The sequence below is a fragment of the Ruegeria arenilitoris genome, assembly GCF_013035425.1.
Taxonomy (GTDB): Bacteria; Pseudomonadota; Alphaproteobacteria; order Rhodobacterales; family Rhodobacteraceae; genus Ruegeria; species Ruegeria arenilitoris_A.
Window position 1 is genome coordinate 157,103 of the sequence record NZ_WQHX01000004.1, and the last position, 20,683, is coordinate 177,785.

General features: G+C 54.0%; 17 protein-coding genes and 1 tRNA gene. 8 read left to right on the forward strand and 10 right to left on the reverse strand.

Annotated elements, in window-relative coordinates; translation table 11 throughout:
- Window positions 1-36 precede the first annotated feature (36 nt).
- Complete coding sequence (putA, locus tag GOV45_RS13225) at window positions 37-3,438, reverse strand: bifunctional proline dehydrogenase/L-glutamate gamma-semialdehyde dehydrogenase PutA (protein ID WP_170478577.1); 3,402 nt, start codon at window positions 3,436-3,438, stop codon at window positions 37-39.
- A gap of 102 nt (window positions 3,439-3,540) precedes the next feature.
- Here putA and GOV45_RS13230 point away from each other — a divergent pair, with 102 nt between their 5' ends.
- Together GOV45_RS13230 and GOV45_RS13235 are read left to right on the forward strand one after the other, a co-directional pair.
- Entirely contained in the window at window positions 3,541-4,029 is a 489-nt protein-coding gene (locus GOV45_RS13230) for an Lrp/AsnC family transcriptional regulator (RefSeq protein WP_170478579.1), read from the forward strand.
- Window positions 4,030-4,059: 30 nt separating this feature from the next.
- Window positions 4,060-4,626 carry a tetratricopeptide repeat protein gene (locus GOV45_RS13235; RefSeq protein ID WP_170478582.1) on the forward strand — a complete coding sequence of 189 codons (567 nt, stop codon included), beginning with the start codon at window positions 4,060-4,062 and terminating at the stop codon, window positions 4,624-4,626.
- Window positions 4,627-4,871: 245 nt separating this feature from the next.
- Here GOV45_RS13235 and GOV45_RS13240 read toward each other — a convergent pair whose 3' ends face one another.
- The 3 genes from GOV45_RS13240 to GOV45_RS13250 are packed head-to-tail and all read right to left on the reverse strand — an operon-like array spanning window position 4,872 to window position 7,147.
- The gene (locus tag GOV45_RS13240) at window positions 4,872-6,227 is read right to left on the reverse strand and encodes a sensor histidine kinase (protein ID WP_170478585.1); all 1,356 of its coding nucleotides are present in this window, start codon (window positions 6,225-6,227) and stop codon (window positions 4,872-4,874) included.
- On the reverse strand, window positions 6,224-6,889 hold the full coding sequence (locus GOV45_RS13245) for a response regulator (RefSeq protein ID WP_170478588.1): 666 nt from the start codon (window positions 6,887-6,889) through the stop codon (window positions 6,224-6,226). Before GOV45_RS13245 ends, GOV45_RS13240 begins: the two co-directional genes overlap by 4 nt.
- A complete protein-coding gene (locus GOV45_RS13250) occupies window positions 6,890-7,147 on the reverse strand; it encodes a PepSY domain-containing protein (protein ID WP_170478591.1) in 258 nt (85 codons plus the stop codon).
- Here GOV45_RS13250 and GOV45_RS13255 point away from each other — a divergent pair.
- Window positions 7,146-7,463 carry a hypothetical protein gene (locus tag GOV45_RS13255; RefSeq protein WP_170478594.1) on the forward strand — a complete coding sequence of 106 codons (318 nt, stop codon included), beginning with the start codon at window positions 7,146-7,148 and terminating at the stop codon, window positions 7,461-7,463. The genes GOV45_RS13250 and GOV45_RS13255 overlap by 2 nt on opposite strands.
- A 64-nt stretch (window positions 7,464-7,527) precedes the next feature.
- On the opposite strand, the gene GOV45_RS23635 is transcribed toward GOV45_RS13255, so the two are convergent.
- Window positions 7,528-8,769, reverse strand: coding sequence for a PqqD family protein (locus GOV45_RS23635; RefSeq protein WP_170478596.1), 1,242 nt, complete (start codon window positions 8,767-8,769; stop codon window positions 7,528-7,530).
- A 196-nt stretch (window positions 8,770-8,965) separates the two neighbouring features.
- Here GOV45_RS23635 and GOV45_RS13265 point away from each other — a divergent pair, with 196 nt between their 5' ends.
- Complete coding sequence (locus GOV45_RS13265) at window positions 8,966-9,298, forward strand: hypothetical protein (protein WP_170478599.1); 333 nt, start codon at window positions 8,966-8,968, stop codon at window positions 9,296-9,298.
- A gap of 295 nt (window positions 9,299-9,593) precedes the next feature.
- On the opposite strand, the gene GOV45_RS13270 is transcribed toward GOV45_RS13265, so the two are convergent.
- Entirely contained in the window at window positions 9,594-11,042 is a 1,449-nt protein-coding gene (locus GOV45_RS13270; protein ID WP_170478602.1) for a hypothetical protein, read from the reverse strand.
- Window positions 11,043-11,250: 208 nt separating this feature from the next.
- On the opposite strand from GOV45_RS13270, the gene GOV45_RS13275 reads away from it, so the two are divergent.
- The 4 genes from GOV45_RS13275 to GOV45_RS13290 all read left to right on the forward strand — a co-directional run bounded on the left by GOV45_RS13275 (window position 11,251) and on the right by GOV45_RS13290 (window position 16,275).
- Window positions 11,251-11,324 (forward strand) — tRNA-Gly (locus tag GOV45_RS13275).
- A 160-nt stretch (window positions 11,325-11,484) separates the two neighbouring features.
- Window positions 11,485-13,293 (forward strand): ABC transporter transmembrane domain-containing protein, encoded by a 1,809-nt coding sequence (locus GOV45_RS13280; protein WP_170478605.1) that lies wholly within the window; start codon window positions 11,485-11,487, stop codon window positions 13,291-13,293.
- 156 nt (window positions 13,294-13,449) lie between these two features.
- The gene (locus GOV45_RS13285) at window positions 13,450-15,339 is read left to right on the forward strand and encodes an acyl-CoA synthetase (protein ID WP_170478608.1); all 1,890 of its coding nucleotides are present in this window, start codon (window positions 13,450-13,452) and stop codon (window positions 15,337-15,339) included.
- A gap of 12 nt (window positions 15,340-15,351) precedes the next feature.
- The gene (locus GOV45_RS13290; protein WP_170478610.1) at window positions 15,352-16,275 is read left to right on the forward strand and encodes an alpha/beta hydrolase fold domain-containing protein; all 924 of its coding nucleotides are present in this window, start codon (window positions 15,352-15,354) and stop codon (window positions 16,273-16,275) included.
- Window positions 16,276-16,278: 3 nt separating this feature from the next.
- Here GOV45_RS13290 and GOV45_RS13295 read toward each other — a convergent pair whose 3' ends face one another.
- The 4 genes from GOV45_RS13295 to GOV45_RS13310 form a co-directional block, all read right to left on the reverse strand.
- Window positions 16,279-17,115 carry an alkaline phosphatase family protein gene (locus GOV45_RS13295; RefSeq protein WP_170478613.1) on the reverse strand — a complete coding sequence of 279 codons (837 nt, stop codon included), beginning with the start codon at window positions 17,113-17,115 and terminating at the stop codon, window positions 16,279-16,281.
- A 150-nt stretch (window positions 17,116-17,265) separates the two neighbouring features.
- Window positions 17,266-18,903, reverse strand: a complete 1,638-nt coding sequence (locus tag GOV45_RS13300; protein ID WP_170478614.1) for an ABC transporter ATP-binding protein — start codon at window positions 18,901-18,903, stop codon at window positions 17,266-17,268.
- Entirely contained in the window at window positions 18,900-19,715 is an 816-nt protein-coding gene (locus tag GOV45_RS13305) for an ABC transporter permease (RefSeq protein ID WP_170478616.1), read from the reverse strand. Before GOV45_RS13305 ends, GOV45_RS13300 begins: the two co-directional genes overlap by 4 nt.
- Window positions 19,712-20,668 carry an ABC transporter permease gene (locus tag GOV45_RS13310; RefSeq protein ID WP_170478618.1) on the reverse strand — a complete coding sequence of 319 codons (957 nt, stop codon included), beginning with the start codon at window positions 20,666-20,668 and terminating at the stop codon, window positions 19,712-19,714. The genes GOV45_RS13305 and GOV45_RS13310 overlap by 4 nt, the downstream gene beginning before the upstream one ends.
- Between the last annotated feature and the right edge of the window lie 15 nt (window positions 20,669-20,683).

Here is a 20,683-nt window from a genome sequence, read left to right on the forward strand (position 1 = left end):
ACGCTGTGCTTTTCAAAGCCCTACGTCAAGTCATGCTTAATTCGCACCCCCCAATAATGCTGCGTTGCCCCCCGCTGCAGTGGTATCGACGCAGACCTGACGCTCTGCCAAAACTCGAGTTCGATCGGGTTTTCCGGGGATCAAAGGCAAGATAGGACCAATTCTCCGTGCAAGGTGACGTTCTATCTCACGCGCTGTTTCTTCGTCACCCCACCATAAAACGCCAGAAAAATTATCTAGGTGTTCCAACCGATGCAGATCCAATTCACCTGTCGTTTGAATCGTAACACCCCCTAACGCCTGAACAGCATCTGCTTGTTCTTGGACGGTGCTTTTTCCAGGTCCTAGGCATAACAGTGGCGCGCGTGGAAATTCTGTAAGCCTGTTGGACTCCCCAGTTGGGCCGGGCAGAGTATGTGTCTTGGGTTCTGCGGCTTGTCCAGTCGGCGCGGGAATTTCAGACATTGCACCGGGCCATGACTCCGCAACGGATTGCCTGTCTGGGGCGCAGAACCGTTTCATATAGTTCGGGCCGCCCGCCTTAGGCCCGGTTCCAGATAAGCCCTCACCGCCAAATGGTTGCGAGCCGACAATGGCGCCGATTTGATTTCGGTTCACGTAAATGTTTCCGGCGTGAATTGATTCGGTCACATGTTGTACGCGGTCATCTATGCGTGTGTGCAGCCCAAAGGTTAGGCCATAACCGGTTGCATTAATCTCTGTTATTACTTTGTCGATATCTTGTGACCTGTAACGAGCGACATGCAGTACAGGACCAAAAACCTCGCGTTCCAAGGCGGCAATACCCGGAATTTCGATAAGCGTCGGGGCGATAAAATTTCCTTCGGTTGGAGTGTCCAATTCTTTCAAAACTCGCCCTTCCGCGCGAGCGCTGGATACATGGTCCGCGATTGATTGCAGCGCAAGGTTATCGATGACTGGACCGCAATCCGTGGAAAGCAACCAAGGGTCTCCAAGTTGTAATGCGTCCATTGCACCGATCAGCATTGTCAGAACGTCGTCGGCGATTTCTTCCTGAAGATAAAGGCAGCGAAGCGCAGAACATCTTTGTCCAGCAGACTGAAATGCGCTTTCAATTATTGACTGGACGACCTGTTCCGGCAGGGCTGTGCTGTCGACGATCATTGCGTTCAGGCCGCCTGTTTCGGCGATCAGAGGCGTGCCCGGGCGCAAGTTATCGGCCATCGACTGCCGAATTCTTTGTGCGGTTGTAGTCGATCCGGTGAACGCCACACCGGACACGCGCGCATCTGACGTCAATGCTGACCCCACCTCGGGCCCGCCTGGTAATAGTTGCAGTGCATCGCTCGGCACGCCAGCCTCAAGCAGCAGTTGTATTGCTCGATGGGCAATTAGCGGAGTCTGTGGTGCGGGTTTGGCAAGAACCGCGTTTCCGGTCGCAAGTGCCGCCGAAATTTGACCGGTGAAGATAGCCAGAGGAAAATTCCAAGGGCTGATACAGGCGAAAACACCTGCCGGTTCACGATCTGGGATGTTTGCAGCGTAATATCGTAGGAAATCGACCGCCTCGCGCAGCTCAGCAACTGCATCGGGAACAGACTTTCCAGCCTCGCGTGCGAGCAGCGCAAACAGCTCACCAAAATGCGCCTCGTAAAGTTCGGCCGCCTTGTTCAAAATGCGGGAACGTTCAGGCGCGGGGACTCGCCATGGATTTGCACAGGCAAGCGCCTGTTCGATGTCTTCATGACTAGTCGTTTTGACTGAACCGGGCTTGTCTTGCGGATTAGACGGATTACTCACGATCTGTGCGGCTTCGGGTTGTGACTCACCCGACAAAAGCGGGCCAGACGACCATTGGTGGTTACGATAGGCGTCTCGCGCCGCGTCGATCATGTCCAGTGTCGGCGTATGATGCAGGTCGAAGCCGCGTGAATTGGCGCGTTCGGGTTCAAACAGCTCTGGACCTTTTGGCAAATGGCGTTGCGGTTCTTGAATTGCTTCGAACGGATCGGCGGCAACCTCTTCTGGCTGCACCTCCTCATCTACGATCTGGTTCACGAAGGATGAGTTTGCGCCATTTTCCAACAATCGCCGGACGAGATAAGCCAACAGGTCGCGATGAGCGCCCACAGGGGCATAGATGCGGCAACGGGTTTTCTTTTGATCTTTAACGATCTGATGCAGGGTTTCACCCATCCCGTGCAGCCGCTGAAACTCAAATGGCTGGTCATCGGCCATGTGAAGGATCGCGCTGACGGTATGGGCATTGTGGGTGGCGAACTGCGGATAAATCCGATCGGTCATATTCAACAATTTACGGGCATTTGCGATGTATGAAACGTCTGTCACCGCTTTTTTTGTAAAGACAGGGAATCCATCGACGCCTTCGATTTGGGCCCGCTTGATCTCGGTGTCCCAATAGGCCCCTTTCACTAGTCGGACCATCAGCTTGCGGTCGTGCCGCTCGGCCATCTGATACAACGTGTCCAAAACCAGCCCTGCACGTGGGCCGTAGGCTTGAACAACTATACCGAACCCATCCCATCCCGACAGCGCTGGTTCAGCCATCACCGCTTCGATCACCTGTAGAGAAAGGGAAAGGCGGTCTGCTTCTTCAGCATCCACGTTCAGCCCCATTCCGGCAGCCTTGGCTAGCAGTGCCAGCGCACGCAAGCGCGGAACCAGCTCGTCCATGACGCGCTGTTCCTGCGCCAGTTCATACCGAGGGTGCAAAGCTGAAAGTTTAACCGAAATTCCAGGGTTGGCGCGAATATCATCATGCGCACACGCCTCTGCAATCGCAGCGATGGCTCGAGAATAGGACAGGTGGTAACGCGCGGCATCCGCCTCGGTGCGCGCGGCTTCGCCCAACATATCGTATGAATAAGTGTAACCTTTGCTTTCCATCCCACGCGCTCGGGACATGGCGGATTGGATGGTTTCACCCAGGACGAACTGCCGTCCCATCTCTTTCATGGCCCGTCCAACGGCGGTGCGGATCACTGGCTCGCCAAGCCGCTTTATGGCGCCACGCAGCGCGCTAACCGGAGAAGATTGCCCTTCGTCCAATACGCGTCCAGTCAGCATTAATGCCCAAGTGGAAGCATTGACCAGAGAGGACGAGGATTGCCCCAAATGTTTGCCCCAATCCGACGGCGCAATCTTATCTTCGATCAGTGCGTCGATCGTGTCGGCGTCGGGAACGCGCAACAATGCCTCGGCCAGACACATAAGTGCCACGCCTTCGTCGGTGGACAGGCCGTATTCAGCCAAGAAGACCTCCATCATCCCGGGCGATGTACTGGACCGTATGTCGCGAACCAATTGCGCGGCTGCCGCGCAGATTGCCTTTCTTTGGTCTGTGCCGAGTTCAGCCTGCGCGATCAATTTCTCCAATACAGCGTCATGGTCGGCATAGGTCTGAGCGTCGATGAGGGTGCGCAAGGAATGAGACATGTAACCTCCGGTCTTTTGTGCAGTATAGCGGCAATTTTTCAGGACAATCGAACAACTTTGGTTATAACAAAGGTCAATGGACCAAAATTTTAAGGATTTGCGATGCGATACGACTTTTTTGAGCTGGATCGCTTTGATCGATCAATGTTGGCGATTCTGGCGGAAGATGGTCGGATTTCTGTGGCAGACCTCGCCCGTCGCATTGGTCTTTCCAAATCGCCTACTCAAGCACGATTGAAGCGGCTTGAAGCCGAAGGCGTAATTAAAGGCTACCGAGCGATCTTAGACCCAATCCGATTGGGTCTAGATCATGTCGCCTTTGTCGAGGTGCGTCTGACAGACACCAGAGAGAAAGCTTTGAGTAACTTCAACGACGCCGTTCGCAGAATTCCTGAGATCGAACAAGCTCACATGATCGCGTCAAATTTCGACTATCTGCTTAAGGTTCGAACCGGTTCTATGTCTGAATACAGGGCGGTGCTGGCCGAAAAAATATCTTCTCTGCCGCATGTTGCAAGCACGTCAACTTTTGTTGCGATGGAGGCCGTTAAAGAGACAGGGGTATCGGGTGGTTTGGAAAGTAAGGGTTGACGAAGTCTTCAGCTGCATCACCATACAGTCATGAAAAGAACTGTCACAGCCTTAGCATTGATGTTTGCAACCACAGTTGCCGCAAGCTCTGAAGAGTGTCCGCCAGCCCCGGATCACACTGCTGGTGTTGATCGGATAATCGATGAGATCCGGAAAGCTGAAAATGAACTTGCAGCGCGGGAATTGTCCCAACAGCTTTGGGAGTTTTGGACTGATGCGCCGGACGAAAGTGCTCAAGCCGTGTTGGATCGTGGAATGACTCGAAGAAATGCTTGGGACTTGTTGGGAGCGATCGAAGACTTTGACAAGCTTATCGCTTATTGCCCGTCCTATGCCGAGGGTTACAACCAGCGTGCTTTTGCGAATTACCTACGGCAAAACTTTCAAGCTGCGCTTGTCGATTTGGATAGGGCGATAGAGCTTTCTCCCAATCACGTTGCGGCGATCAGCGGTCGGGCGCTGACGCTTTTGGGGCTTCAACGGATTGATGAAGCGCGAGACGCTTTGTCATTGGCGCTGGAACTAAATCCGTGGCTGTCGGAGCGCCATCTCATGGCACCCGGTGGGCCGCTTGAGCCGCCTGGCCAAGACATTTGATCAACAACGAAAGAACGCCCCAAAGATAGTGCTGCGGAGCGTTTTGCGTTTGATCGGTCGCTAGCAGGCTCACCTGTTATCTGCTCGTTTGATCGCGATAACTGAAGAACGCGATGTGTCGCCATCGGGCCGGTTGCCGCCCTGATGCTGAATGGCAGAAAACATTGTACGCAGGTCCTTTGGCTGAGATTTAGCTGAATAGCTAATTCGCACTTTTGGAAATGCCTTTCTTTTCTGGCGGTTGATCAAACACTATTCGTGGGGTGAGCCGAGGGCCACGTAAGGCATACTTTCAGTCCTCCAAGGGCGGATTGATCAAGTGATAGGTCGCAACCATGCGCCCGTGCCATGCGTTGCGCAATGTTCAAACCCAGACCGGAACCCGGTTGGTCCGGGTCCAGCCGCCTTCCTCGTTTCAGCACTGATTCATGTTCTGACTCGGGTATGCCCGGGCCATCATCCTCGATGGTCAGGATCGCGGTTGTGCCGTCTTGCCCGCCGCTCACGATAATTCTGCTTTTGGACCATTTCACTGCATTGTCCAAAAGGTTGCCCATGAGTTCGGTCAGATCGAACTCGTCGAAGGGCAGGTGAAGCGTTTCGGGTAGGTCGGTAATCCAATGAAGGTGTTCCGCGCCGGGTTGGCGGCCAAACGTCCTCTGCAGGCGCGCGACGATCGCACTAGCATCCGCGCGCCGTAGCACCTGCTGGCTGTCACGACTTGATGCCAGCTCTCGCTCTACAATGTGCTGAATAGCGGTGATCTCGGTCATCAGGTCGTCGGCGAGACCGTTATGCCCCGACTTCCGCATCTTGCGCTCCACACCGTGCATGATTGTCAACGGGGTTTTGAGGCCATGCGCCAAGTTGCCTGCGCGGGATCGGGCGCGTTCTAAAGCTTCGGCGTTGGCATCCAGCAACTGGTTCACCTCTTTGACCAACGGCAGAACTTCTGTGGGATAGTCCGAAGACAATCGCTGGTCCGGGTACCTCGAGATACGGCTGACTTCGGATCGTACCTTTTGTAACGGGTTCAGCCCCAAACGGACCTGAATCCAGCTTGCAGCCAATAGAAACAGACCCAACACCGCTAGCCAAATGATCGAATTTGTCGTGAACCTTGAGACCGAGACATCCAGGTCTGCCCGGTCGATGGCAACCGCCAGAAAAATCTCACGGCGTATCTCGGCCTCACCTAAGGTGATAACCCAACTGGCCACGGCGACCGTTTCTCCAGAATCCGTAGTGACATCGTCAAAGGAAATCACCCCTGGTGTTTGAGGTCGATCCAGCATCAGCGGAGCCGCCCAGAATGACGGCGACAGGATAGGTTCGCCGTCGTCGACAAGGACCTGCCAATAATAGCCTGAAACTGGTTGCTCGAACCGGGGATCCGAAATGGGTGCGACCTCGACGCTGCCCTCTTCGTCCACACTTACATTGCCGCTCAGCAGTGTGAGATATGTCTCCAACTCACCACGGGCACGGTGTTCGAAATAGAGTCGAAAAAGGATGTTGAAAACGATGGCAGTTGCCGCCAGCGCCAGAGTCGTTGTCAGCGCTGCCGCCAGTAACAGACGCAGGCTCAGCGACATCTTCATATTTCGTCCTCGGCGATTATATACCCGAACCCTCGGCGCGTTTCGATCACGCCACCGCCAATCTTACGGCGCAGGCGACCTATCAGAACTTCGATCGCATTGCTGTCGGGTTCTTGATCACGATAGTAGATGTTTTCGATTAATTCCTCTTGGGTCACCACCTGACCGCGATGGTGCATCAGGTAACTCAGCAGCCGATATTCCAAGGGCGTGACCTTCAAGGGTCTTCCATCAACTGTAACTCGCATCTGGCGCAGGTCGAGCCTGAGCGACCCGGCCTCGAGTGTCGTGACTTTCTGCCCGCTGGACCGACGTAATAGTGCTCGTAGACGAGCGACAAGTTCTTCCATTTGAAATGGCTTGCCCAGATAATCGTCCGCACCCGCGTCGATACCTTCGACACGTTCATTCCAGTTTGCCCGCGCCGTCAGAAGGATAACGGGTAGTTCCAGCCCCTCATTGCGCCAATTCCGCAGGACCGACAACCCGTCGCGCTTGGGCAGGCCGATATCCAGAATCGCGGCAGCGTAGTTCTCGGTGCTGCCCAGGAACCAGCCTTCTTCGCCATCGCAGGCGATCTCTGGGATCAACCCTTCGCCCTCCAGAACATCCGCGATCAACTCGGCGATCTTATGTTCATCCTCTACGATCAGAATACGCATTCAACATGCCTGCATGTTTGTGATGCGACCCGAACCCGCATCGACAGTGACTGAGACCACCGCCCCCTTCGAGTCAACGATCAGCACTTGAAAAATAGGTCTGCCACGCGTTTCAGGAAACCCGACCTGCAATAATTTTCCCGGGCGTCGGGCTTGAACTTTACCAAGAACTTCCTGCAGAGGTCTTGCATCACCACGTGCAATGGCGCGTTGCGCGCGCTTGTAGTCCTGGCGTGAGATCTGGGCGCTACCCGACATGGACGAAGAACGACAGGTACCGGGCCCGCGTGGTCCGCTCTTTCTGCCCGAAGTGTCGTCGTCTCGCGTTGAGCCCGACTGTGACGGGCCACTGGGGGCGCTGGAACCAGACGCGCTCGAGGCACCACTGCCACCCGACGCACCACTGGTCCCGGATGCACCGCTAGACCCCGATGCACCACTGGACCCGGATGCACCACTGGATCCCGACGAGCCGCTAGACCCTGAACCACCGCTGGACCCTGAGGAGCCGCTGGTCCCTGAACTCGCCGACACTCTGGCCTCGCTCATCCCAATCAATGCAGGGGCCATGTAGGCTGTAGTGGCGCCAATGCCAAGGCGGACCAGCGCCGCCCGACGGGATATGTGGTTCGCTCTGCTCATTGAGCAACCACATCCTCCTCCAAAGGAATAATTAACTGTGCCTTCGCAAGTTCACGCATCAGACGGTCACAGTCGGTGAGAATCTGATCCCTCGCAACATCCGGAAAGGCCGCTGCCAGAATTTCAATAATCTCATCCAGTTCAATTGGTTCTTCCAATAAGCCCCAGATCGCAGAAGACATGGGGTTCAAGCGAAATATACCGATCCCGTCCTGATCAGCTAGAAAGCGGTCCTCACCGGCTTTTGTTTGCGTCACGCCGGGGGTCTGCACATAGTTTTTGTCCCGCAAGAAATCCGCGGCGCCTCGTTCCAACATGTCGAGTGGAGCTTGCCTTGCGTTCTGCATTGTGTCGGCAATCCGTGCGACTGGAAGGGCGGAAAGCTTGGGGTGTGACGCGAGATATTCTGCAGCCTCCTCGGCGGAGTTGTAACTAAGGCGATAGATTGGCAAATGCCGAGAAATCAAATCTATCGAGCGAAGGATGGCGCCAGAATGGCGCGTTCGGGCGAAATTTTGAGTGATTAGACCGGCGAGCGCTTCTTCGTGTGAAATGGCGGCCAGTTCAGGGTGGGTCGGCACGTCGCGACGGTCCAGCACAACTATCGCTCCAAGTGGCAGTTGTGCGCCCCAGGGTGCGATCGGAAGGTCAGCAAGGTATTTGTACTGGCGGTTCGAAGGACCCTTGTTGTTGGCAACCCATTCGTCAAAAGCGTTACTAAACCCTTCCGGCACGGGCAGGCGCAGGCGCGGAAGAACTCCGTTCGCGATGCCAACGCACTCACGGGTTACATCATCCACCCGGATTGGCAGAAAATCATCGGTGTAGATCGGCAATCCCAGGCGAGCCAGAGCAATCGCAAGTGTACTTTTTCCTGCCCGACGTGCATTGGGAAACACCACGAGACGCCCACCGAAATCAACTGCGGCGGTATGCAGGCATAACAGTCGGGGTTCAGAGCGCAGTCTCTCCCATGCCATCTCCGCTACGACATCGCACAATGCGTTTACCTCATTCCAAATCCGGGGGGACTCAGGCGCATCCGCGCAGACCACCTCCCAGCGTTCCCTTGGGGCGGGGCGTATCGTTACGAATGGCTCTTTGTCGGATTTGGCGGGCTCCATATGGTGTGGCCAGGCCGTCAGTATTGTCGACATCGTCGCCGCAATTTTTGAAGCACCGTCAAGCGCGATCGGATGATCTAAACCCTCAAAGTGCACATGCTGTGTATCCACCACGTTTCGTTCCCAAGCTGCCGGATATCATGCTAGCGAAATTCCCCCATGCATCAATGCAATCAGGTCTGCCCGTGTATCATACAAGGGCAGACCGACGTTAATGTAAGAAAAACTTCGATCAGCTTATTAGCTGCAAACGGAAACGCCGTCGCCGCGGTCAACAACTGTTCCACCGCCACCCTCGCATTCCTCACGGGTGATTGTTTTCGGTCTGCTGGCCCCGCTGGCGACTGAGGCAGCGCTGGCAACCGATGCTGCGCTGGCAACCGATGCAGCGCTGGCCTTTGATGCCGCACTGGCCTCCGATGCTGCGCTTCCTTTACTGGCTCCGCTTGAGCCCGAAGATCCTGAACTGCCGCTGGAGCCACTGGAACCCGACGACCCTGAACTGCCACTGGAACCGCTCGAACCGCTTGAGCGGCCACCGGATGCCCCTCCCGATCCGCCGCCTGAACCACCCCCAGACCCACCGCTTGAGCCCGAAGATGCATGTGCCATAGAAAGCGGAGTCAGCGCTGGTACCGAGTAGGCCACCAACGCAAGCCCGCCAATTTTAGTCAATGCCTTGCGCCGGGAGAGCGACTTTTCTGTTTTGTCAGACATCTGTTCGTTCCTTTACATATCGTTCCCAACGTGCGGAAAGCACGCCTCAGCTCTTTGTTAACAGCTATCATCTTTCATCACGGTGAATGCACTTGTCAGCGTTTTGTCAGGCTTCGATTATTATCGCCCATCTGACTTTGTTACAGGTATTTGCTGCCTGCGCTGCTGTCTTGCCAATTACAACATGTGCAGCGAAGACCGAAATTAAACTTTCGCCCAAGTTACGGGGCGTGAGCCCGATAGACCTGATAAGACCCAGTGTTGGCAAAAACCAAGTCGATGCTCCAGCCGGCAAATCTGAATTCGGTTTCCAAATTCTTCCAATAGTGTTCGTCCAGAATGACCAAGTATTCGACCCCGTTTACCCGCGCAATTTCATCCAAGGCGCGCCAACGTTCCGCCCCGTTTGTCGGATCGCTGTAAGTTTCGTGATATGAAATTGCATCAGGGGATTTCAGTCCAACAAGATCAACGAATTTGAATTCGGTGGGGACCGAGGGGTTCGATAAGCGCCACGGAATATAACCCGCGTCGTGAATTCCGATAACGGAGTTAGGTGGCAAGTTTTCGGCGATCCAGTTGGTAGCCAATTCCCTCTTTTGGCCCACATTTCTCCAGCCATCAGCATAGTTCGGCCAGAATCTCGTGGCGAAGATCAACACGGAAAACACGGTCGCGATCACGAAGACCAGATCGCCACGTTTCCATTTTGCCAGAAAAGCCGCCCATCCAATGATGGCGACCGGCAGGAACGGATACAAGTATCTAAAATTGTTATGGTTCAGCGCACCCGGCAGTTTAAGTGCGGCTGATAAAGCGACCGCCAGGAAAAAGACCAAAGCGACCCATCCTCCGCGTAAGAGTGGAGCAAAAACCAAACCTGCAAAAATCAGGACCAGATCGTTTTTCCAAACGGCGCTCAATGCAATCAGTAATCGGTTAAAAAATACTTCACCTTTGTCGGCGAAAAAAACTTCTTTTGCGCCTGCCGTGTCCGGGAGAATGCCACCGAGCGTCAAGAAGCTTATTAACGCCAGAACGCCATAGGTCACTGCTGATGTGGCAAAAAAAATAGTTGTCGACCGAAGATCTATGGGACGGACAGCTACAATAGATACGAAAAATAAGGCTGACAAAACATAGAACTCTGGCCTTATGAACGGCATGGCCCCAACCAGAATTGCAAGTGCCAGATATTTTTGCGTGTGCCGGAAGTAGAATGCCCAAACAATCGCGGCCATGGCCATTCCGGTTTCGAGGCCATTCATTAATTGAAACCACGCGAACCCCAGAGATATACCCGCGACAGTCCCCGAGGCAGCAATGATCCTGGATGAAGACACTGAGAACAGAAAAATCCAAAGGCCTACGGCATACAGCGCGGCGCTGGTGAACCCCAGGGTCAGACTTGCAACAGGTGTATCTACAATCAGCGATAGCAGGGCCATTGACAAAAAATGAACCAAACTGGTCGCGCCGGTTGGAGCAGCGTTCCCGAATAGATCGGTGCGGTCAGTTAAAAAGGTGTCAACGTTGCCGATAGTGATGTAGGCATCATCAAGCGGAAACCAGATGTTCTGCTGCTGCTGCAAGGTCAGTAACGCAACACACAGAAAAAACACCGCGGGTACCGAAATTGCCGCAGCATTCTTTGCGATATTGTTATTCATAGCCTGCAATCCGGGTGTTCATGCCCTTCAAAAATACTTCTTTTGCACCGTAATCTAGGAGCCTAGGCACCAGAGTTGTAAGATTTGACCAGCCAATCCAAAGAATGTTGGCAAACGTGTCATTGGTGCCGCTCTTTGAAGCGTGAGGAGAAATCGAACTTCCCGCTTGACGATGGGCGGCACATAAAATAATCAGCCACAACGTTGAGCGGGTATAGCTTAATGGTAAAGCCCCTGCCTTCCAAGCAGGCTATGTCGGTTCGATTCCGTCTACCCGCTCCAGCTCAGCTTTTAGCATTCTAACAACGCTTTTCTTGCGCCATATGACCCTTTTTGGGTCTCTGGGCAACGTTGTCGCCTTGACCCCGGGTGCCCCTGCCGCCAAGAAGAATCGATACGTGGGGGTCGCCACGGACACGTAATCAGGAAACAAGGGCCAGACATGGCAAGATCGCCTACCGCTAACTCGGCGCCCGGTGCACAGGAGGATCGGGCAAGCTCTAAAAAATTGGGTGTTCTTTCGTCACTTTGGCCGTTCATGCGGCCCTATCGCGCGCTTATGGCTGGTGCAACGGTCGCATTGGTGCTTACCGCCAGCATGACTCTGACGCTCCCCTTGGCAGTTCGGAGGGTTGTAGACAACTTTCGCATTGAAGACGGCGAACTGCTTGATTGGTATTTTCTGGCGGCTCTTGGAATTGCTGCGGTACTCGCTGTCGGTACGGGCGTTCGTTATGCACTTGTGACCCGCTTGGGTGAGCGTGTGGTGGCCGATATACGAAAGGCAGTGTTTGATCGTGTTATTGGCATGAGTCCCGAGTTCTATGAACGGATCATGACGGGCGAAGTTCTGAGCCGGATCACGACAGACACAACGCTGATACAATCGGTTTTGGGGTCATCTGTTTCGATTGCTTTGCGCAACCTACTTATGTTTGTGGGTGGGCTGGCGCTGATGCTGCTGACATCGGCCAAATTGACCGGACTGGTTTTATTGCTGATCCCGATCGTGATTGTTCCAATTCTTGTGCTTGGTCGCCGTTTGCGCGTTATCAGCCGCGAAAATCAAGATTGGATTGCTGCGTCTTCAGGAAACGCCGGAGAGGCGCTGGGCGCCGTTCAGACCGTTCAGGCGTTCACCCATGAACAGGCTAGCCGCGAGCAATTTGGCGACATGATCGAGACGTCCTATTCAGTTTCGCTACGCCGCATTCAAACTCGGGCGGTATTGACTGTCATCGTTATCTTTCTGGTGTTCTCTGGGATAGTCGGCGTTCTGTGGATGGGCGCAAATGATGTCCGCAATGGCGTTATGACCGAAGGCGTTTTGATCCAGTTCGTAATTTATTCGGTGATTATGGCAGGCTCGGTCGCAGCCCTTTCGGAAATCTGGAGCGAACTGCAGCGCGCGGCAGGTGCGACCGAACGTCTGGTCGAGTTGCTGAACGCGCAGGATACAGTAAACGATTTGCCGGAAACAGCCACAATAGCGCAGCCTGTGCGCGGAGAGATCCGGTTTGAAAACGTTACCTTTCGTTATCCGGCACGTCCGGAACAGGTTGCGTTGAACCATTTGACGCTTTCGGTTCGTCCTGGAGAGACAGTAGCGTTTGTTGGACCGTCGGGTGCGGGAAAAACAACTGTGATTCAGTTGATTCAGCGCTTTTACGATCCGGATTCCGGGCGGGTCAGTTTGGACGGAGTCGATCTGCGCGATCTCGATCGATCCGAGTTCCGCAAGCACATGGCTTTGGTGCCGCAGGATCCTGTAATCTTTGCAGCTTCGGCAAGGGAAAACATTCGCTTCGGACGGTTGGACGCGACAGATGCCCAAGTTGAGGCAGCTGCACAAGCTGCGGCCGCGCATGATTTCATTACCGCTCTGCCGGACGGTTACGACAGCTTCGTTGGTGAGCGGGGAGTGATGCTTTCCGGTGGACAAAAGCAGCGCATCGCCATTGCCCGTGCTATCCTGCGTGACGCTCCGGTTCTATTGTTGGATGAGGCAACCTCAGCACTCGATTCAGAAAGCGAGCGTGCTGTTCAGGGTGCCGTCGATCAGATGCGTGCCGGGCGAACAACCTTGATCGTGGCCCACAGGTTGGCAACAGTAAAAAAGGCTGATCGGATAGTGGTGCTTGAAGCTGGACGTATTGCGGCACAAGGTACGCATGATGATTTGGTTGCACAGGACGGTCTATATGCCAGGCTTGCCCGCCTTCAGTTCACTGATGGCGGTGTTTCGTCGTAATGTGACGTACCGGCACGTCGGGAACCGTCGCAGCGTCATACTACAGTTAAATGGCTTCCACGGTTAAGCCCTCGCTTGCGTGGGCACTGTTTTGCTTCCATCTTGGGGCAAACAAACACCCTTGCACGTTAGGGGAGAAAATCGGGGAGGAACCAAATGGCCTTTGTAGGACTGGAAGACAAAGTGCGTATCGAACAGGAAATGGCTTGGGAAGACAGGGACGTGCCTGTAACTTTCCACCAATTGCTGACGCGCACGGCGGCTAATTTTCCGAATCACAACGCAATGAGCTTCCAGCTTTTGTCTGGCCCGACGGATAAGGCTGAGACACTGACCTGGTCCGAACTTCTGGGCAAAGTCAATCAGGCGGCAAACCTCTTTCGTTCGCTGGGTGTCGGGGAAAAAGATGTTGTCGCTTATGTTTTGCCAAATTGCAACGAGACGCTTGCCACATTGATGGGCGGCGCAGTCGCCGGGATAGTGAACCCGATCAATCCGCTGCTGGAGCCTGAACAGATCGCGGCCATATTGCGTGAAACCAACGCAAAGGTCGTTGTCACGTTGAAATCCTTCCCCAAAACGGATGTTGCACAAAAAGTCGAAGAAGCGGTTAGACACGCGCCGAGCGTTAACACCGTTTTGGAAATCGATCTAAACCGCTATTTAACGCCGCCGAAATCGTGGCTCGTGCCCTTACTTCGCCCCAAAATGGGCGACAAAGAGAAATTGGCACACGCCGATTACCTGAACTTTAACAAGGAAATTGCCAAGCAACCGACGACCCTGACCTTCGAAGACAGCAAGGAGGATCGAGTTGCCTGTTTCTTCCACACGGGTGGAACAACTGGCATGCCAAAGGTGGCACAGCACAAGTATTCTGGACTGATTTATAATGGCTGGCTTGGCAACACGCTGTTGTTTGACGAAAACGACGTAATCATGTGCCCGTTGCCGATGTTCCACGTTTTTGCGGTGCATGTGATCATCATGGCGGCCGTCTCTTCGGGGGCGCATGTAATATTCCCCACACCAGCGGGTTATCGCGGAGACGGCGTATTCGACAATTTCTGGAAACTTATCGAGCGCTGGAAGGTGTCGTTCATCATCACCGTTCCAACAGCAATTTCCGCTAAGATGCAGCGACCCGTAGACGCGGATATCTCGAGTGTGAAAACGGCCTTCTCTGGTTCAGCACCTCTGCCGGTCGAACTTTTCCGCCGCTTCGAAGAGGCGACGGGGGTCACAATCGTCGAAGGTTACGGCCTGACCGAAGCAACCTGTCTGGTCTCGTGCAACCCGGTGGACGGAGAGAAGAAGATCGGCTCGATCGGCATTCCATTTCCGTACACTGACGTGAAAATCCTACAGGATGGCGCTGATGGACCGATAGAGTGCGATACTGATCAAGTGGGGGAGATTTGCATTTCAAACCCCGGTGTTTTCCCAGGCAATACGTATACCGAGGCGGAAAAGAACACGAACCTGTATCATTTCGACAAGTACTTACGGACGGGGGACCTGGGCCGTTTTGATGAAGACGGTTACCTCTGGATAACCGGTCGTGCCAAGGACCTGATCATTCGTGGGGGTCACAATATCGATCCCGCGGAAATCGAAGAGGCATTGTTGGGTCACGACGCGGTGGCATTCGCAGGTGCCATTGGCCAGCCGGATTCCCATTCGGGCGAAGTACCGTGCGCCTTTGTCGAATTGGTTGACGGTGCCAGTGCAACGGAACAAGAGCTGATGGAATACTGCAAGGTCCATGTGCACGAACGTGCCGCGCAACCCAAGCACATGACGATTCTGGACGAATTGCCAAAAACTGCTGTGGGTAAGGTATTTAAACCGGATTTGCGCAAACAGGCCATCACCCGCATTTACAATGAGGCTTTGGAATCGGCGGGTGTTTCTGCCCGCGTAGTGTCGGTAGTCGATGATAAAAAGCGTGGCCTTGTTGCACAGCTTGACGCGAACGGCTCCTCCGAGGACGATGTTGCCAAAGTTTTGGGGTCGTTCACCCGACCATGGGAGCGTTCTGAATAAACTGGAGGGACAATGAACTATGAGCGCCTAATCGACGAAGAGACATGGGCGTTCATACGCCGCACTGCCGAAAGCTATCCCGATGATGCGGTCGAGTTGTCTATTTCGGATCAGCGCCGCCTGTATGACCGGATGTGCGCCGATTTTCGCCAACCAAGACCAAACGGCGTGATAACACAGGATATGTCGGCCGATAGCGTTCCCGTCAGGGTCTATACGGCCGGTACTCCAACAAGAACAGTTGTCTATTTTCATGGTGGCGGTTTTGTTGTTGGTGGGTTGGACAGTCACGACGATGTTTGCGCCGAATTTTGCGCGCAAACCGGCTATCGGATCGTTGCTGTGGAATACAGGCTTTGCCCTGAACACGCGCATCCCGCACAGTTCCGGGACAGTTGGGACGCTCTTAATTGGGTGGTTCGTAAGTTTGGCGATCCCATTGTCTTGGTTGGCGATAGCGCCGGCGGCAATCTCGCTGCGGCACTGGCGCACTATGCACGAGATCGAGTGGAAAACATTCTGGGACAAGTCCTGATCTACCCCGGATTAGGAGGTGACACATCAAAGGGGTCGTACGTCGAGCACGCGCACGCACCGCTTCTGACCCGTGAAGACGTTCTGTTTTATGAACGGGTTCGATGTGGCGGCAATATCCCTGAAGGGGACCCCAGCTTTGCACCGCTACATGACACTAATTTTGTCGGGCTGCCGCCAACTGTCGTTGTAACAGCCGATTGCGACCCTCTGCGCGATGATGGTGCCACTTACTGCAAACGGATTACAGCGGCAGGCGGGACGGCCTGTTGGATAAATGAATCCGGTTTGATTCATGGTTATTTGCGCGCCCGAACATCAGTGAAGCGTGCAGCCGACAGTTTCGAACGAATATCGGTAGCAATCGAGGCCTTGGGACAGGGCCTTTGGCCTTATGATTGAGTACTAGCGCAGAAAAGTATCCGCCTTCATCGTATCAGCCAGTGGCGCACCGATTCGATCCAGAATTGTTGGCGCCAACTGCAACTGATCAACCACGACGTCCGGCTCAGGACCTACGGCGTCACCAAAGTAATAAAGCGCCGTCTCTTGCTGCAGCTGGCTGCGCCCCCCGTGGTGGCCGCGTTCGTCCTGACCGTGATCGGCAGTCACAATTACCTCATAACCCATCTTCCTCCAGCGAGTTATAAAAGGCGCCAGCATCTCGTCCATGACAAAGCAGGCGTGATCCATTTCTTCGCCTTCGTGAAAGAACCGATGCCCCATGCTGTCAAGCGTGCAGGTGTGTAAGAGGCCGTAGTCCAGTTCAAACCGCAGACAAAGATTGGTTAGAGAAGCGAACAGGTCCACGTCGCATGGCGTCATCTGATTGGCCTTGCCATAACCTGTCATCGAATGAAACCGACCGTGGTTTATCGTCGTGCTTTCGGGTTCGTCATATTCAACGTCGCGGACGTAATCGTATGGGTGTCGGTTAAAGAACTGGGACCAGTAGCTGTGCGCTACTGCGCCGGTGACGCCACCAGCCTCGCGCACCTGACTGAAGATGTCCTTGTGATTCAGGCGAAAGACATTGGCGTTTCCGGTGCAACCGTGCTCTTGCGGAGAAACACCTGTGTGAATGGAAGCGTAGCAACTTGCGGAAGTCGACGGTAGCACCGAGCGGTGTTTCCAAATTCTGGCTTCACCGCTATCGACCCATCCTTCAAGGTTCCCGAATAGACGGCGGAAATTGCGCCACGGGACGCCATCCAGAATGATCAGCAGCAGTTTACGTTTCATTAGCTTGTTCCCAGCGGATGGCTTTCTCTTGGCACGTTAACTGTTTGATATATGTTGGATCGCCTGTTCACGCCTTGAATAGTAAAATCCCGACACAAGCTTGAGCAGAGTGCCGGGATTTAAAGTTTCTTGCGACTTCCAAACGTTGGATTAGTTTCCTGCGCTTTCCATTTTGCGGTGCGCGACGACCTCTTCCAGCCAACCTAAATGCATTTCGGGAACCGAGCTGAGCAGTAAGTCGGTGTAGTCATCAAACGGTGGACTCAACACTTGGCTCTTGGAGCCATATCGAACCACGCGTCCCTGATACATGACCGCTATACTATCGCTGATCGCACGCACAGTCGCCAGATCGTGGGTAATGAACAGATAAGCCACATCCTCAATCTTCTGCAAATCCAACAGCAGCTTGAGAATGCCGTCTGCCACCAATGGGTCGAGCGCAGAGGTAACCTCATCGCAAATGATCATCTTGGGCTTAGCAGCAAGTGAACGAGCGATACAGACACGCTGTTTCTGCCCGCCGGACAGCTCGGCGGGATAGCGATCCATGAACTTCTCACCCAGTTCGATCTCATCCAGCAACTCGATAATCCGTTTGCGTTTTTCCGCACCACGCATGTTGAAATAGAATTCCAGCGGACGCCCGATAATTGTTCCAACCGTCTGACGCGGGTTCATCGCGACGTCAGCCATTTGGTAGATCATCTGCAACTCTCGCAGATCCTCACGGCTGCGTCCTTTCAGATCAGAGCTGAGCTTGCGCCCGGCAAACGTTATATCGCCGTCGCGTGGCGGCAGTAGTCCCGTTACAACGCGGGCCAGCGTCGACTTACCTGATCCGGATTCTCCAACAACAGCGAGTGTTTGTCCGGGGTGCAGTTCCACATTGACGTTATGTAGCACGTCGAAATTCAGCCCTTTGTAGCGTGCAGTGATCCCGTCGACGCTCAACACTGGTTCTGGCGTAGGCTTTTTCTCGTCGTGTTCGATGGAACGAACTGAGACCAAAGCCTGGGTGTATTCTTCTTGTGGGTTATTAATTATTTGATCGGTATCGCCATACTCAACCGTATCACCCATGCGAAGAACCATGATGTCATCGCTCACCTGCGCCACAACGGCAAGGTCATGCGTGATATAGAGCGCTGCGACACCTGTATCGGCTATGGCTTCTTTGATGGCCATAAGAACGTCGATTTGAGTCGTAACGTCCAGCGCCGTAGTGGGTTCGTCGAATACTACTAAGTCGGGCTCAGGGCAGAGCGCGAGCGCTGTCATGCATCGCTGTAACTGTCCGCCCGAAACCTGGTGAGGATAGCGATCACCTATGTTGTCAGGATCAGGCAGGCCCAATTTTGCAAATAATTCACGCGCCCGCCGTTCAGCCTCCTTACGAGAAAACTTTTTATGCTCGACCGCAGCTTCTACCACCTGATCCATGATCTTTTTCGCAGGATTGAAAGATGCCGCAGCAGATTGCGAAACATAGGTAACTTCACCGCCGCGTAAATTGCGAATGTCACCAACAGAGGTTTTTAGAATATCGCGTCCGTTGACCCAAACTTCGCCCCCTGTGATCTCAACACCTCCTCGGCCGTAGGCCATCGAGGCCAGACCGATGGTAGATTTACCTGCGCCTGATTCACCAATCAGGCCCAAAACCTTGCCTCGTTCGAGGTCAAAACTGACCCCATGCACGATTTCGATGTCATGTGGTTTTTCACCCGGCGGGTAGACCGTGGCACCGATTTTGAGGTCGCGGACCTTGAGAAGGGTATCACTCATCCCCGACCTCCTTTCAACGATGTGGTTCGGTTCAGAACCCAGTCAGCTACAAGGTTAACCGATATCGCCAGTGTGGCGATGGCCACGGCAGGGTAGAGGGCCGCGCCGATACCGTAGACAATGCCATCCTTGTTTTCCTTAACAATGCCGCCCCAATCTGCCAGTGGCGGTTGAACACCCAGGCCCAGGAAGGAAAGGGTCGATACAAACAGAACCATGAAGATGAATCGCAGACCGAGTTCCGCAACCAACGGAGACAAGGCATTAGGCAGGATTTCCCTAAAAATAATCCAACTTTGGCCTTCACCACGTAGTTTGGCGGCCTCAACATAGTCCATAACGGCGATATCGACAGCAACCGCACGGGCCAACCGGTAAACGCGCGTTGCGTCCAACAGACCCATCACCACGATAAGAACCGGAATAGTGACAGGTACCATTGCAAGAACAACCAATGCTGTGATCAGCGATGGTATTGACATGACAAGGTCTACGGCACGCGACATTACTTGATCGGCCCAACCACCAAGAACTGCGGCTAGAAATCCAAGTATCGAACCGGTCACGAAGCTGAGGATCGTTGCGGCCGTCGCGATGAAAATCGTAGTACGCCCGCCATAGATCATCCGGCTAAGCAGATCGCGGCCGATATTGTCGGTCCCAAGCCAGAATTCCGAACTCGAAGGTTCCCAGACATCGCCAACAACTTCGGCCATGCCATACGGGGCAAGCAAGGGTGCGAAAATAGCGATGACGAAATACAAGGCTGTAAAAGCCAGCCCGATCATTGCGGAAATTGGGATGTTCTTCATTTCGGATGCCTCAGCCTTGGGTTGGCCAGAATGGCAACGATGTCCGCAATCATGTTCAGCCCGATATATATCGCCGCGAAAATGACCCCGCAGGCCAGTACTACTGGCACGTCGCGCTTGGTCACGTGGTCCACAAGGTACTGTCCCATGCCGGGATAAACGAAAACGACCTCGACAACTACGACGCCTACAACGAGATAAGCGAGGTTCAGCATCACCACGTTTACGATGGGTGCGACGGAGTTGGGCAATGCATGGCGATAGATAATCTTGAAATTGTTCAGGCCCTTTAACTCGGCCGTTTCAACGTAAGCCGACTGCATAACGTTCAGGATTGCGGCGCGGGTCATCCGCATCATATGAGCCAAAACCACCATGGTTAGCACAATGACTGGCAAAGCAATCGAATTCAGTTTTTGTCCCAGCGTCATTGATTCATTGATCATGGCAAGCGGCGAGAACATGCCGAGCTTTACCGCGATAAAGTAGACCAGCACGTAACCGATCAAAAACTCAGGAATAGATATAGTTGTAAGGGTCACTGCCGAAATCAGCTTGTCCGGCCAGCGGTCGCGGTAACGCACAGCTAGAAGACCCAAAAAAATAGCCAGAGGCACAGATACGATCGCTGCCCAAAAGGCTAGAAACAACGTGTTGCCTAATCGACTGCCGACAGACTCCGCGATGTCGAGCTTATTCGTCAGCGACTGGCCAAGATCGCCTTGCAGGATACCCCCTAACCATTCGAAATAGCGGGTTAGGGCAGGGCGATCCAGGCCCATTTCCTCGCGCAGATTTGCCAACGCTTCGGGGGTTGCAGCTTGACCAAGGACAGCCTGGGCGGCATCCCCTGGCAGGGCTTCGGTGAGGCCGAATATCAGAGCCGATGCACCGAAGAGCAGGAGGATTCCCAGCGCAAGGCGCTGGAAAACCAATTTGATGATGGGGTGCATTATCTGTCGTCCGTA